This is a genomic window from Runella sp. SP2, from assembly GCF_003711225.1.
GTDB lineage: Bacteria > Bacteroidota > Bacteroidia > Cytophagales > Spirosomataceae > Runella.
In genome coordinates, this window is record NZ_CP031030.1 from 4,720,572 (window position 1) to 4,737,351 (window position 16,780).

General features: G+C 44.3%; 4 protein-coding genes. All 4 read right to left on the minus strand.

Going from position 1 to position 16,780, the window contains the following annotated elements; genetic code table 11:
- Window positions 1-51 precede the first annotated feature (51 nt).
- On the minus strand, window positions 52-1,056 hold the full coding sequence (locus DTQ70_RS18880; protein WP_122932248.1) for a type IX secretion system membrane protein PorP/SprF: 1,005 nt from the start codon (window positions 1,054-1,056) through the stop codon (window positions 52-54).
- A gap of 5 nt (window positions 1,057-1,061) precedes the next feature.
- Window positions 1,062-12,749: an SdrD B-like domain-containing protein gene (locus DTQ70_RS18885; RefSeq protein WP_122932249.1), complete on the minus strand. Its 11,688-nt coding sequence runs from the start codon at window positions 12,747-12,749 to the stop codon at window positions 1,062-1,064.
- Window positions 12,750-12,818: 69 nt separating this feature from the next.
- Complete coding sequence (locus DTQ70_RS30800) at window positions 12,819-13,085, minus strand: hypothetical protein (protein ID WP_164490109.1); 267 nt, start codon at window positions 13,083-13,085, stop codon at window positions 12,819-12,821.
- Window positions 13,086-13,553: 468 nt separating this feature from the next.
- Window positions 13,554-16,763 (minus strand): hypothetical protein, encoded by a 3,210-nt coding sequence (locus tag DTQ70_RS18890; protein WP_164490110.1) that lies wholly within the window; start codon window positions 16,761-16,763, stop codon window positions 13,554-13,556.
- Window positions 16,764-16,780 lie beyond the last annotated feature (17 nt).

Here is a 16,780-nt window from a genome sequence, read left to right on the forward strand (position 1 = left end):
ATACCCCTTCATGAAGAATATACCCTTAACTAGATTCTAACTAATAAACCCTTAGAAATAACGTGGAGTAAGAATCTTACTCTTGCTGAATCCGAATTCGTAACGCAGCATGATTTCGTGGGTTGGGATGTTCAAAAACTTACGACTTTGATTGAGGTTGTTACGAGTCCAGTCGTACGAGTATCCCAATCGGAATTGATCAGAAAGCTGAAGCTCAATCATTCCTACGAGTGCGTCGCCTTTCATGATGCTACCATCAGGAAGTTGCTGAATTTTGCCCGCATAAGTTGAAAAGCGATTGTGACGATACGACACCCCAAAAGCGATACGATCGTTGAACCACAAGTTCATGTTTCCATCCAACGATAGGCCCGCGCCATTTACGTAGCGAACCATCATTGAGGGTTTGAGTTTAACCGAGTTACGGCCTACGACAAACCCACCCATTGCGTACAAGTGACGACGTACTTTCGCACGTTGGTCGTTGTCATAATCATTCAAATTGTTCTCAATCAAATAAGGTACTGACACCCCGAGGTATGAGCGGTCGTTGCTCAGGTAAATACCCGTACCGAAGTTTGGCAGAATTTTCGAGATGTTACTAGCAAAAGCAGGATCGGATAAGTTATTTCCTAAATCTGCCTTGGCCAAATCCCAGCGAAAATTCATGGCCCCACCCTGCAAACCTAGTGCCAAAGTTGTACGTTCGCCAACTTTAATTCGGAAAGCATAAGAAAGCATCGCACCTGTCCAGTTTTCGAGACCAATTTGGTCGTTGAACAACTGCAAGCCCAACCCTACTCTTTCGCGGTTTACGGGCATATCAATACTGAAAGTTGCGGTTTGGGGTGCTCCTGTCATTCCGCCCCATTGGTTACGGTATAGTGCAGTTGCACTTAGCACGTCACGACTCCCAGCATACGCGGGGTTCAAGGCCATCATGTTAAACATGTACTGCGAGAACAACTTGTCCTGCTGGGCCCAGGTTTTACTGCTGCTAATCAGAGCGATTAGCAGCAGTAAGAACGCATACTTTTGTTTGATGAGGTTGATCATCGTTATTAGCGGTTAATGGTCATAAATCGACTTGACTTCTTAATCTCGCCGCCGTTTTGGTCAATCAGAACTACGTTGTAGAAGTAAGTTCCAGCAGGGATGCTCTGATTACTTGTTCCAATACCTACGTTTGATGTACCTTCCCAATCGTTGTTATAATCGTTGTTACGATACACCAAATTCATCCAGCGGTTATAGATTTCTAATACAATCTTCGTGCCAGATGGGTGACGAATGACAAATTTATCATTGATACCGTCGCCGTTTGGTGAGAAACCTTCTGGGATAAACATACCGCCATCCGAAGGAATCACAATTGGAGTAAACTCAGACTCTGCTGCCCCTGTTGGGTCGTTGTCGTTGTTCAAATCTGGGTTCAGACCGTTTGTTGACAAGTCTGTTACCGTAGTTTGACCAGCGAGGGCCGTTCCAAGAGCACGGTTTTGGTAAGGAGTCAAACGTCCATCCGTTGTCACATTGATTGTGAAGAACAACGAGTCAGTACGTCCACCTGCCAAACGGCTTTGTTCTGCAATCAAGAGATTAACATCACGAAGACCATCAAAGTCAGGGTTGATACGTAGTGTGCTTGAATCATTTGCCGTTGGTGTACCAACCAATTGATAGCTTGCGCCAGTCAATGAGCCATATACTTTCGACAATGAGTCAGATACCTGAACGTTCGTCAATGTACCCGTTCCGTAGTTTTTAAGGATGATACGGTACGTGATGTTCAAGCTACCGTCGCCTTTGCGCAAGGTATCTTTGATAGACATCGCAAGACCGAGCAATCCTTTACCTGGAGTCGAGTTAAGCGATACTGGTGTCGATTCGCTGTTATTACGTGGATCAAGGTCATTGTCAGGGTCAGCATTTGAACCTACCGTTGACGTATCCGCCGTTGCAACCCCTGCTTGGGTGAGTGCCGAACCGATCGCAATGTTATTGAACGTTGTTACCGAATCAGGGTTGAACAACGATACAATTACTGCAAGGTTGATTTTGCGAGACGCACCTTTTGGCAATGAGCTCAACGAATCTACCAACATGTTTGTAAGAAGCCCTTGACCTGTGTAGTTAGATTCTACTACGAATCCTTCGTCTGCAGTCACAAGTGGCTTACCAATAATCGCCGCTTTGTTTCCAAATGTAAGACCTAAGTCGTCTTTTACTTGAACCTTTGCAAGGTCATTTGTACCCAAGTTCGTCACAGTAATTGTGTATGGAATTTTGAAAGTTCCATTTTCGAGCAATACTGGTGAACCTGCTGACTTAGACAAACCAATCAAAGTACTTGGCAAATCGAAACGTACTGCTGTAGAAGTGCTTGATGGGGCATCCACCACTGTACCTTTGTTTGACACATCAGATACTGGTGTTCCGCTTCCATCGCCACTTGCTACTACATTACCAGCAAACGGTCCGTAGTTGCCATTAGGCTTGATATTTACAACTACTGTTATTACGTCCTCAGCACCTACTGCAAGTGCACTTCCAGTGCCTAAGATGTTCTTATCAGTCGTTCCGTTGTAGTTGGTATTTGGAACCAATGTGCTTCCACTAGCTACTGCTGGTGCACCTACTACTGTATAAGTAGCTGGTGAAACAATTTGGCTAGTTAAGCTATCCGCAATTGCTACATTCGTAAGTGGCACATTTCCTACGTTTTTAACCGTAATCTTGTACGTTACGTCATAGCTTTCATCACTTCCTTCGCCTTTCTTCGTGATTTTATCAACCGCAAGCGCAACACCGATAGCTGGGCTAACTGTACCATCGCTTACTACGATACTTACTGAAGATTGGTTGTTTGAAGTAGCTGGGTCAACTTGGTCAGCATACGTAATCAAGGCTTTGTTTGTCACTTGGTTACCTGCTTTGATTGCTTTCGCTACGACAGTCAATGTAGCCGAATCTCCCGATGCCAACGTTGCAATGCGTGTTGTAAGTGTACCGTTTGATGCTGTCATTCCTGAAGTAGAAACCACTTCGAGTTCAGCTGGCATCACGTCACGTACATCCACGTTAGTTGCCGTATGAGGGCCACCGTTTTTCACTACAATTTTATACGTTACTTGCTCACCTAAGCTTACCACCGACTTGTTAGCCGTTTTTGCAATGCTTACGTCTGAACGAAGTGTGTCAGTAGCACAGTCAAAGATTTTCACTTCAACTGCGGCTGGTGCACTGTAGCATCCATCTTTCTTGTAGTAGATATAGTAAGTTCCAGCTCCAACTGCTTCTGGTGTTCCGACCAAGCAAGTGCAAAGGCGTTCAGCTGCCGAACGGAATTCCGTGGTGTAGTTTGAACCACCTTCGATCGCTTTTGTCAAATCCACGGTAGTACTTGGGCAAGTATTACGCATGTTTTTCACGATTGGCGTTGGTACCGACTTCACTACTACAGTAATGTAAGCGGAGTTCACTGAGCAACAACGTTTAGCGTCCACCAAGGCGTAAGAGTAAGTACCTGGCTCAGTTACATTCCACTGTCTGATACCATCAGAAGCAGGGAACAACACTTTACCATCCTTAAACCATTTCACTTGGTAGCCTTCTTCGCTTGCTTTCAATTTCACGGTGTCGCCTTGGCAGATAGTAATTGTTTGTGGCAATGTATCTGCTTTAAGCGTACCGTTTACGATGATTTGAGGTCTGAATTTGATACCTTCAAACACCAACTTCAAGTCATCTTTTCCTGCAACACACTTACCATCACCATCAGGATCGTTGGTGGTAAGGGTGAGTATTACGTCACCCTTAATCAAGTCTTCCAACGATGGATAATAAGTTGCATCAAGTGCAAGAGCGTTGCTGAAACGACCCGTACCGTTTGTTGTCCAAACCGCACTTGTCGCTACCCCACCAATCTTACCATTGAGTTTGTATTCAAGAGCCGCGCAGATTGAAGCATCTGCACCTGCATCCGCCGTAGCTGGATTAGTTTCGCATGGCGTTGTTTCGCAAGATGAAATCTGTACGTAAATCGCCACACCGTCGCTATAGCAGCCTGTTGTCGAGCGGAAGAATGCGTAGTAAGTACCTGCTACACCTACTGCCGATGGGGTTTCTACCAACGGTGAGCTTGGTGTATTTCCTTTACGGAATTCAAGTACTAGACCCGAACCTGCCGTGTAGTTCTTAACAGCCGTTGCCAAATCAACCGTCTTCACTGGGCAAACATTCGCGATGTTTACGACCACTGGAGTTGTTACTTTCGGCGCTACTGAGACGTTCACTGGGTTCGATGCTACACTCTTACAAGCTTCATTGTTGCAGCAGTATGCTACATAAATGGTGCTTGCCGCTGGAACAATCGTGATTGAACTTCCAATTTGGCCATTTGACCATTGGATGTATCCATTACACTGGCTCGTTGTTGAGAGCGTTACTGACTCACCGAAGCACAAGCTTGTTTTCGATGCTGTAATCACTGGAGCTTCTGGTTTGCCAACCGTAATTGTGATTGGCGTAGAAGCCGAGCTAGTACAGTTACCTACTTTGCATGTGGCAGTGTAAGTAGTAGTTGTTTCTGGCGTTACGGTAATTTCGCTACCTGTAGCTCCATTTGACCATACTACTGTTCCTTCGCAGCCTGACGCTTTCAAGCTTACTGATTCGCCTTTGCAAATCAATGTATTCGATACCAAGATTGTTGGTGCATATACTTTTGTAACGACCACAGTCAAGGTATTCGATGCTTCGCTTGTGCAATCACCTTTCTGACATACTGCTGTGTATGTAGTTGTACCTACTGGATTAACAGTGATGCTGCTTCCTGTTGCACCATTTGACCAGTTGATTGTACCACCTTCACAACCAGTTGCAGTAAGCGATACTGGTGTACCTTCACAAATAACCGCCGCATTTGCAGCAATCACTGGTGCTGTGCAAGTCTTCACAGTTACTGTTACAGGAACTGATGCCGAGCTTACGCATACGCCAACTTTACATACTGCTGTGTAAGAAGTTGTTGAAGTTGGTGTTACAACAATGCTTGCTCCCGTCTGACCATTCGACCAAGTGATTTCGCCTTCGCAACCTGTTGCAGTCAACACTGAAGACTCACCTAGCTTGATGCTTGATGGTGCTGCTGTTACGGTTGGAGGTGTTACTGGAATCACCTTGATGGTGTAATCAGCCGATACTGGGCTTGAACACTCACCTACTTTACAGATGGCAGTGTAAGTAGTAGTTACAGCAGGTGTAGCTACGATAGCTGGTCCTGTTTGACCTGTTGACCACTGAACTATACCTGCGCAGTTTTTCACTTCTAGCGTTACGCTTTCACCTGGGCAGAGTTTGTCAGTGCTACAAATTACCACTGGTTTCTCTGGCGCAGGTACTACTGTTACAGTAGCCGTAGCTGGAGCGCTTTCACACTTACCTACTTTACAGATTGCTGTGTAAGTAGTTGTCGTTGTTACTACTGGTTCAATGCTAGCGCCAGTAGCTCCTGTGCTCCAAGTGATTGTTCCACCGCTACATCCTGCTGCTGTCAACGTCACTTTTGTACCCGCACATACTGTTGATGATGGGCTTACAGTGATTGTTGGCGCAGTTGCGTTTTGACCTACTGTTACTGTTACGCTTGCTGGTGCGCTGTCGCACTTACCATTTACGCGGCAAGAAACTGTGTAAGTCGTTGTCGTTGCTGGAGATACTGTAATACTTGCTACACCCGTTGCTCCTGTGCTCCACACATACGTGCCTGAGCATCCTGAAGCTGTGAGTACTGAGCTTTCACCTGCGCAGATGCTTGTGTTAGAAGCAACTACGGTTGGTGCTGCACCGGCTGTTGTTACAGTTACCTTCACTTTATTTGATTTAGCACTTTCGCAAGTACCTACTTTACATACCGCTGTGTACTCAGTTGTAGAGGCAGGGCTTACTACGATTGAGCTTCCAGTCATACCGTTTGACCAAACGATTGTACCTTCACAAGTGCTGCTTGTTGTAAGCGTTGTGCTCTGACCTGCGCAAATCAACGTTGGTTCCGCTGCAATTGTTGGTGCAGTTGGGTTACCCACGGTGATTGTCACTGGAGCAGATGGAGCGCTTACGCACTTACCAATTGTACAAGTGGCAGTATAAGTAGTTGTAGAAGCTGGTGTCACCACGATGCTTGCACCTGATGCGCCATTTGACCACAATACAGTACCTGTACAACCTGCTGCTGTCAAGGTTACGCTTGAGCCGTTGCAAACTGTAGGTGCACTAGCCGTCACTGTTGGTGCCGAAATTGGCGTTACAGTAATCACGTAGTCTTTCGAGCGTGACTTACATCCACCATTGTTACAAACTGCCCAGTAAGCGGTTGTTGTAGATGGTGTTACTACAATCGCTGGACCAGTTTCGCCAGTTGACCATTCTACAACTCCCGTGCAGTTTTTCACTTCGAGTGTTACGCTTTCGCCTGGACAAACTTTGTCTGTGCTACAAATAACCTCTGGTGTTGGACCGCCTGGTGTTACAGTAATTGTTACACTTGCTTTTGGACTTTCACACTTACCGATTTTGCAATAAGCAGTGTAAGTTGTCGTCGTGCCTGGTGTTACTGTGATTTGAGCGCCTGTTGCACCTGTGTTCCAGTAAAGTGTACCTGCACAATTAGCAGCTGTCAATACAACTGAGCTTCCAGCACAGATAGTCGTTGAAGGACTAGCTGTGATTGTTGGCGTCGTTGGTGTATTTACATAAATCGTGATTACGTTTGATGGCACGCTTTCGCAACCATTTTTCTTACATGTTGCCGTGTAAGTAGTAGTAGTTACTGGACTAACAGTGATGCTAGAACCTGTTGCGCCATTTGACCACATAATTGTTCCACCTGCACAACCTACTGCATGAATTTCTGTAGCTTCACCTGGACAGATATTCGTAGTAGCACATGCCAAGATTGGTGGTTCTGGTTTCACGCAATCCACTCTAATCGTTACACTTGACGTGTCATTAGACGTCTTGCTTGGATCGTTGTCTGGGCTCTTCACAATCGCCGTGTTAGTAATTGTACCAACCGCGTTGATTGTTGCACGGATTTTCAACGTACGGTTTGCACCATTTGCCAAGTTTCCGATTGTCCAAACACCAGAAGCAGCATTGTACTCAGCAGCTGGATCTGCACTTACAAACGTCAATGACGCTGGTAATACATCGCTTACTGTTACACTTGTAGCATTTACTGGACCGTTGTTAGAAGCAACCACGTTGTACGTAATTGTTTGACCAACTGTGTAAGGACCTGCTTCTACTACTGATTTTGCCGCTGCTAAGTCAGTGAATTTAATACAAGGCTTGATAGTAAGTTTCAACAATGCACCATTGCTGTACTCACCGCATTGAGCTACTTCAAACAAGAAGTACTCGCCTGATGTACATACTTTCGTTGGATCAGCTACTTGTGTACCAGGTTTGTGGTCAAAAGTAGTGTACCACTCGAAACGTCCACCTTCGGTACGAATTTCACTGTGGATGAAGCTAGTCAAGTCAACACACTCGTTAGGACATGTATTTTCGCCCATGCCACCACAAGTTGGTGTTGGAGGAATTGCACATGGCACCTTCACGGTGATAACCTCATCATCTTCATCGTCTTCTTTCGGTGTACCTGTACCGTTGCCTGGAGTTGAGTCAGGATCAGGTTGGTCAGACTTGCTTACTTGAGCAAAGTTCTTGATGGTTCCTGAACCAGTTACTTTTACTACAAACGAAAGCGAAACAGTTGCACCAGAATCAATTTGAGCAATTTTTCCAGTCAATACTGAACCTGTCAATGTAAATGCAGCATCACCTGATACGTACTGCAATCCAGATTTCAATGTATCTGTTACTTCTACATTGGTAGCTTTTGACGGCCCACTGTTAGTTACTTTAATAGTATAAGTAACGTTATCGTTCTGATTTGGCGTTTTGTTACTAACTGTTTTAGCCAAACTCAAATCAGCTGGACATCTCTTAATGGTTACCTCAGCCAACGCACCATTGCTATATACACCACAAGCAGCTACTTCAAACAAATAGTATTTACCAGAAGCACATACTTTTGTTGGATCAGCAACCAATGGGTCAGTTGGGCGTGGGCCTGTGCGCCACTCAAACTTACCACCAGGCGTACGAATATCGCTCGAAATGTGTGCCATTAAGTTCACACAAACCTCTGGGCAGTCATTCGTAATTGTACCTGTACAAGTTGGAGTTGGAGGAATTGGACAAGGTGCCAAGAATACTGGCTCGTCGTCATCATCGTCTTCACCACGGGTGAAGCCGTTGCCTGGCGTCGAATCCTTATCTTTCACAGTGTTGCCATTTCTATCCTTCGCATCTTTAATCTGTGCGTAGTTCGTTAGGCTTGTTCCTGTGAAGTTTGCATTTACGCGTACCGTGATGTCAACCGAAGTAGTTGCACCTGGTGCCAAAGGCCCTGCAATCGCCGTGTTCAACGTCGCAATCTGACCTGCTGCTGTCCAATCTGCATCTGCCAACGTCATGCCTACTGGCAATGAATCTGACAATACGATATTCGTCGCTGTCATCGAACCTTCGTTCTTCACTGTCAAGGTAAACGTTACCAAATCCCCTGGAGCTACATTCGGGCTTTGACCTGATGCCAATGACTTAGCCAATGCTAGGTCGAACGTTGTTAAACCTGCATCTACTGTCAAATCACTACGTTTTTCAGGTGTCAATACAATTGGACCTGTTACGCCTGTGATTGGATCTGCATCACTATCTGTTACATCTGAACCAGTGTTTGGACGCAAGCTCAACTGACATGTGTCTGGCAAGCTCTTCGTGTCAAACTGTACATAGTATGTTCCTACTGGCAAGTTGCTGAATAAGTACTGACCATTCACACCTGTCAACACTGAATCTCTCTTCGATACTGGGCCGTTCGCATTGCCTGTCCACAAAATCACCTTCACGTTTTGCACGCCTGGCTCTCCTGCATCCTGCTGACCATTGTCATTGCGATCTTTCCATACAAAGTCTCCAATGCTTCCAAGTGGTGTCACTTGAATTGGCTCGTCGTCATCATCATCTTCACCACGGGTGAAGCCGTTGCCTGGCGTCGAATCCTTATCTTTCACAGTGTTGCCATTTCTATCCTTCGCGTCTTTAATCTGTGCGTAGTTCGTTAGGCTTGTTCCTGTGAAGTTTGCATTTACGCGTACCGTAATGTCAACCGAAGTAGTTGCACCTGGTGCCAAAGGTCCTGCAATCGCCGTGTTCAACGTCGCAATCTGACCTGCTGCTGTCCAATCTGCATCTGCCAACGTCATGCCTACTGGCAATGAATCTGACAATACGATATTCGTCGCTGTCATCGAACCTTCGTTCTTCACTGTCAAAGTAAACGTTACCAAATCCCCTGGCGTTACATTTGAACTCTGACCCGATGCCAATGACTTCGTCAACGCTAGGTCGAAGTTGGTCAAACCTGCATCTACTGTCAAATCACTACGTTTTTCAGGTGTCAATACAATTGGACCTGTTACGCCTGTGATTGGATCTGCATCACTATCTGTTACATCTGAACCAGTGTTTGGACGCAAGCTCAACTGACATGTGTCTGGCAAGCTCTTCGTGTCAAACTGTACATAGTATGTTCCTACTGGCAAGTTGCTGAACAAGTACTGACCATTCACACCTGTCAACACTGAATCTCTCTTCGATACTGGGCCGTTCGCATTGCCTGTCCACAAAATCACCTTCACGTTTTGCACGCCTGGCTCTCCTGCATCCTGCTGACCATTGTCATTGCGATCTTTCCATACAAAGTCTCCAATGCTTCCTAGTGGTGTCACTTGAATTGGCTCGTCGTCATCATCGTCTTCACCACGGGTGAAGCCGTTGCCTGGCGTCGAATCCTTATCTTTCACAGTGTTGCCATTCTTATCTTTCGCATCTTTAATCTGTGCGTAGTTCGTTAGGCTTGTACCTGTGAAGTTTGCATTTACACGTACCGTGATGTCAACCGAAGTAGTTGCACCTGGTGCCAAAGGTCCTGCAATCGCCGTGTTCAACGTCGCAATCTGACCCGCTGCTGTCCAATCTGCATCTGCCAACGTCATGCCTACTGGCAATGAATCTGATAACATGATATTCGTCGCGGTCATCGAACCTTCGTTCTTCACTGTCAAGGTAAACGTTACCAAATCCCCTGGCGTTACATTTGAACTCTGACCCGATGCCAATGACTTCGTCAATGCTAGGTCGAACGATGTAACTGCGGCATCAACCGTTGGATTATCTTTATCGATACCACCTTTGGTTGGATCAATCACGATTGTTGCTGTGCGTCCTGTTACAGGATTAGCATCATTATCTGTTACATCTGAACCTACATTCTGATTCAAACTCAACTGACAAGTATCAGGCAAGCTAGTAGGATCGAATACCACTTGATAAGAACCACCTGTTAGGTTAGTGAAGAGATAGTCTCCGCTAATTCCTGTGAAAACCGTATCAATTGGAGAGAATGTGTTGCCGCTACCTTTATATAATATAACACGCACATTTTTCACTCCTGGTTCGCCGCTGTCTTGCTGACCATTGTCGTTCAAATCTTTCCATACAAAATCGCCGATGCTGCCAAGTGGGCTAAACAATGCAGCGTCAATTGTAGGATTGTCTTTGCTGATACCACCTAAAGCAGGATCAATCTTCACAACTGGGCTCAAGCCAGATGTTGGATTAAAATCGCTATCTTTAGTATCATCACCACCTTGATCAACTTTCGTACTCAATACACAACCTTCAGGCAAAGTGCTTGTTACAATCTGAACGATGTAATCACCTTTGACTAAGTTATTAAATGTATAATAACCCATCACTCCTGCGTTCGTTACAGTCACCATTGAATCTAATTTAGAAACTGGCTGACCGCTTGTGTTGGCACTCCACAAAATGACTTTAACCCCATTGACTCCTGTTTCAGAAGCATCTTGGATACCATCATTATCTGTGTCTTTCCAAACATAGTCTCCAATGCTACCCAATAAGTTGCGCAATGCGGCATCAACTGTTGGATTATCCTTGTTAATTCCACCTAACGTTGGGTCAAGTGCAATGATTGGGCTAAGTCCTGTCGTTGGGTTAAAGTCGCTGTCTTTGGTATCATCACCTCCTTTATTAGTAGAGTCGCTCAACACACAACCTGCTGGCAACGTACCCACCAATACTTTCAATTGATAGTCTCCTTTTGACAAACCTTCAAACGAGTACCAACCAGGATTTCCTCCCGATGGATTGTTTGCGGTAGTAGTTGTATCTACTGCTACTAGAGTTCCTCCTTGATTTCTTTGGAATAGAACTACTTTAACACCATTTACACCTGTATTGCCGTCATCTTGAATACCGTTGTTATTGGTATCCTTCCAAACGTAATCCCCAATACTACCAAGTGGGCTAAACAATGCCCCGTCGATTGTTGGGTTGTCCTTTAATATACCACCTTGTTCTGGATCTAATGTAACTACTGCGCTAATACCTGTAGTTGCATTAAAATCATTGTCTTTGGTATCATCACCACCTTGGTTGACTTTAGTACTTAAAATACAACCTGTTGGCAACGTTGACTTGTCAATTTGAACAACGTAATCACCAGCTACCAATCCCGTGAAACTATAATACCCGCCTTTAGTATTATCGGCAGGGTTTGTCGTTGTCAGGGTTGAATCAAGTGGTGTTGATGGCACACCATTTACGGCACTCCAAAGAATCACCCGAACGCCGTTTACACCAGCTTCGCCCGAATCTTGAACACCGTTATCATTCACATCTTTCCATACAAAATCACCAATACTTCCAAGTGGCCCTGGAATCACGATAATCTCACAACATCCAGTAGCGGGACAAGTATTTACTTGTGCTGTAAACGCAAAACGTCCCGTACCTGTAATAATTAAGGTATCACCACTTACAGAGGCACTATCAGCAGCAGCACCAGTGACTGGGCCTCTGCCTACTTTTGTCCACGTTAAGTTTGAATAACCTGGTACAGCGAGGGCAACCGTGTACTCATCGCCTGGATACCACAAAAGCGGCACTGAGAAACAGGCCGTTGCATAATCATCTTCCCCTAAAACACTGTTGCCTGGGTCTGAATCAGCATCTTCCTGATTCGCACCCATTGACATCACTTCGGCGATGTTGAAATAAACACCTCGACCAGTAACTGTTCCTGTTAACTCAAGTTTAACAGAATCTCCAGCACTGATGGTGGGGATATTCCACAACCCTGTTCCAGCGTCGAATGTTGTTCCTGCAGCAGGAGAGTTTCCAGTGAGGGTAGCACCTCCCGATGGGAAAATGTCCTTCACCACGACAGCCGTAGCAGCGTCTGGTCCGTCGTTTTTGGCGTAGATTGTAAACTTGATAGTTTGACCAATGGTAGGTTGAGAAATATCAACCTGTTTGGTAAGTTTGACATCTACAGTTTTTTGTGCTACCTGAGCTACTGCTGAGATAGCAGTAACTAGCACTAACATAAGCATTCCCATCAAGGACTTAATGGGCTTCAGCATGCGATTTTTCGGGACAGCCGAACCAACATATCCTATTGGTTCATAGCCTTTTACCTCCTCCTCCGTCAATGGCGGGGAGGTAGATACCCATCGTCTCGACTTTTCGTCGAAACGCGTCCCCAGAACACGCTGCTTATTCTGAGGAGGAGAAATGGATAACTGACTCATAGTCTGCAAAATAATTGATTGAAAGTATAAAAATTTTGGGGTATTTACTATTAACTTAATGAAAATACTTTAGGGTGGTGGCGACGCGCCTGGTAAATGGTAGTACTGGTCTATCCTTACAGAATTAACCCATACGGCACCTTGTCCTCCCGCTGAGAGTTTAGGACGGTAAGTCCTCCAATCTGTCACTTTATGTCCATTCTCCTTTTTTCTTCTAAAAGTAAGCATCTCTAGGCAAGCCATTGTATTGCCTAAAAAAGTACTCAGAATGCGACTGAACCCCACCTGAATGGGATGCGTAGCTAGGTGCTGGACTTTAGTAAATGTTGCACTCATCGGTCACGGTGATTATGTGATTTTGGTATATTATAATTAATCAGAAGTAGGTGACATATCAGTACAATACTGCCGCCAGAAAATAACTCCTCTGAACTAACTACAATTGGGGGTTTATCCCACTCAGAAAGTATCTAAAATTATGCCAAAGTCAACAATCACACAGAAGAGTTTTAAATCATAGCAATAAATCACTGTTATACAGGTAGTTAACATTTTAAATTACAAAAAAAGGCCAACATCAATACATTAAACTTTTTTAATATATGTTATAATTATTTTAATATTTTGACTATACGCTGAGTTTAGCTAAAACCGTGCCAACAAAACCGCTTTTTTTCTACTACAAAATGGCTAAAATGTGCTAATTTGGCTTATTTAGCCATAAAAATATGCCGTTTAAGTACCTCCCTATCAACAAAAAAGCCGGGCTTTTTGCCCGGCTTTTTTGTTGATAGAATTACTATCCTAAAAATCATAACCAAGTGTCAGATAAGGAATCGCTTTGTTCACTTCTCCATTGTCCAGTCCCCATGCGTAGTCGAACTTAACATAGAAACCAAACAACATCGTTCTTGCTCCTAAACCATATCCGACCATAAAAGGATTACGGAAATTGTTGACAGTAGCACTAAAGAAATCTAGGCGAACTATCTCGGTATTTAGGCTATTTTGACGATTAAACGGCCATTTTCCCGTCCATGCAGTACCCACATCGGTAAATCCAACAAGTTGGAAATTACGGAGGAAATTGGACGTAATTGGCCCGCGATAAAAGTACTTCACAAGCGGCATCCGTAGCTCTCCGTTAAAGAGTACATGGGTAGTGCCTGACACTTTATTAAAATTAAACCCTCTCAAATTTGTAGCCAATTCCACAAAAAATATATCCCTATTATCAATTGGAATCAACGAGCTACTTAGCCCCACTGCCAGCGGATTTACCGACCTTCCTTCTTGGTTATTTCCTGTCCAATTTTCCATACCACCCATAACACTTTGTTTAGGTGAACGTCCACCCGAATGGGCAAAGGACAGGCGGGTTGCAAAAATGAGGTCACGGTGAATTTTTTGATAATGTCGTAAATCAATGGCCAAGCGGTTAAAACCTTTCGTGCCCGAAATTCCGCCAAACCAATCGTAGCGAACTTTAAAGCGCGTGCCTTCCATCATGTTCATGCCATTGATGCGAGAGTTGTCATACACAAACTCGGCCCTTACTCCCAAATAAGTAGAGGTAACATCCGCTGCTGCAATATTACTCACATCCAATAACCGAGACTCAGCAAAGAAAGGAGTCACTGCTACTCTGGCAAAATTATTGAACGGATATGCCGCAGTCACAGCCACACGATTGTACCTATACTTCTGGCTTGCGGGTGGTTGTACGTACAAACTTTGTCGATCAACCCGAGCAGTGAAATCAATTCGGTGAGCTAAATTACTGTATTCTGCCCAAAGATTATTGGTTCTAAAATTGAGTAACCCCAAGAAGAACCCAGCCTTAACAATATGATTTTCAAGCAAATCGTTCATCGTTAGGGATTGCGAAAACCCAAAACCACGGATGGGATCAATTCGCCAATCGGAGGTGGCATCGTTACTGATAAACAAACTTTTATACGTAATAGGGCCTTTGATGGTAATATTCTCACGTCTTCTATTACGCACGGGTAAGTTGGCAGCACTCGTCACGGCCGTTCCCCTACGTTGACGATACTCAAAGGTTTTTAACACATCCGCATCAAACTCATAATTATCCGTATCAACCTCTCCCGAGTCTAGTTGCATTTTACGAGGGTTGGCCATTTGAGCAATCAAATTAGCATCCGCCGCAGGGTTGTTACGCAGTTCAGTTTTATATACCGACATCCCCGACATACTTTGCATTCGAGGCGTTGGCGCAAAGTCATTTGACAACGGCGACAGTGTTTTTTGGTAGATGACTGATTCGTGGTCTTTGGTCCAATTTAAACTTGTAAACGCTCCCGATGTAAGCAAATAATCGTAATCTCGAATATTTTGATTGAAATTGGTAAGGGGTGTCAATTTCTTTATATCTGACTCATAGCGATACAAATTTGTGATACCTTTATAATCAGACAAGAAATAAAAAGTATTCTCATCTGATGTACGTGGGCTAGAAATTATACCCAAAGAATCAACAATACGGGATACTGTTTGTGCACGCGGGTTGCCGTCATGAACAAACAATGCCATTTTGTCCTTTACCGTTTTATACGAGCCTTTGTCTGAAATTAAAAGAGAATCTTTGATTCGGTTAGAAGTAAATACTACTCTTGTTGAAGAACCTGCCACAAAATGAGGCGTTCTGTCGTCGTATAGGTCGCTGGTAAGTGGAAGCAAAGAAGCCCTACCTACATTAAACAAATACAAGTCGTTTTGTCCACGGCTATCTGCACTGAGGGCTAATGTTGAGCCATCGTTGGAAATATCAAAGTCAGTGACTTGGTTGATGCCCCTAATTTCGCGGCTTAATCGAAGCTTATATTTACCTTTTTCTAGGATGTCAAAAATCTCTAAAAAAACGCGTCCATTTTCTTCCGTAATAATGGCCAACCCATTGTTTCGGCTCCAAGCAACGAGCGGAACACGGCTTAAATATGATTTTTTCTCCAGTGAATATTTCCCTTTGAGAATAGTCGTTTTTGCTTTTGTTTCGACATTGATAACCTCTACTGTATATTTCCCCTCTTTGCGATTTGTAACTGCTACATACTGGTTATCAAGACTTAGTCGCACAGAGTTTGCAAGTCCACCCAGTGGTAAATCCAATTCTTCCCGCCAATCGCCCGTCGGTTCTTTGTTGGTTGCACTCACTGTCGTGGCCATGTTAGAATAAAAATCGCGCCAATCTTTCAGAAACTTGGTAAACGATACCCCAAGGGTACTGGCCACACTTGTTTGCTCAGTACGAATAATACGGGTAAGGTTTAAAATGTTGGAAATATTGTCTTTCCCGTATCGTTCGGCAATGTAGTTCCAGATAGATTGTCCAACAATTGTTGCCTCAGTTCCAGTCAATAAAGATGGTTTTTTCATTTGGCGATTCACAATGGCATCGCGCATGTAATCATCCAATTCGGTACTCCAACCATCCGAAATATAAGCTGCGATTCCCGACATAAACCAATCTGGCAAGGTCAGTAAAAGCGAGCTTTGAAGGGCATCTTTGAGGCTTCCGCCGTACAACATATCATATACGACTAGCCTCGACACTTCTCTAATGAGCTGTTTTTTGAAACTGATTTGGTCGCCCGTAAATGCAATTTCTAGGCGAGATTTAGCCAGATTTAGCTCTGTTTCACTTAAATCGGAACTATTGGCCATCCCCATATTGCTCTGCAAAAGCTCTTGAGGAGAATTATATAAGAATATTTTGATGCGGTTATAGAGCGTATAACCCAGCACCTCCGTGATACGATCTATTTCTGACTCCGCATATTGGGCAGCCAAGGTCGCCAAGGGCGTTCCATTTCCGTAGTGGTAAATCTCAAAGTTATTGGTTTTGAGGATTTTCCAATCAAATCTCTGGTACTGAACTCGGTTTTTACCAAATTGCTCTTGCGAAGGATAGTTTTGGGCGTGGCCTTGTGCGATTGCTCCACAAAGGATAAATCCAATCCAAAAAATCCGAAAAATAGAACACCTTTTCATAGAATCGAAACTGTTGT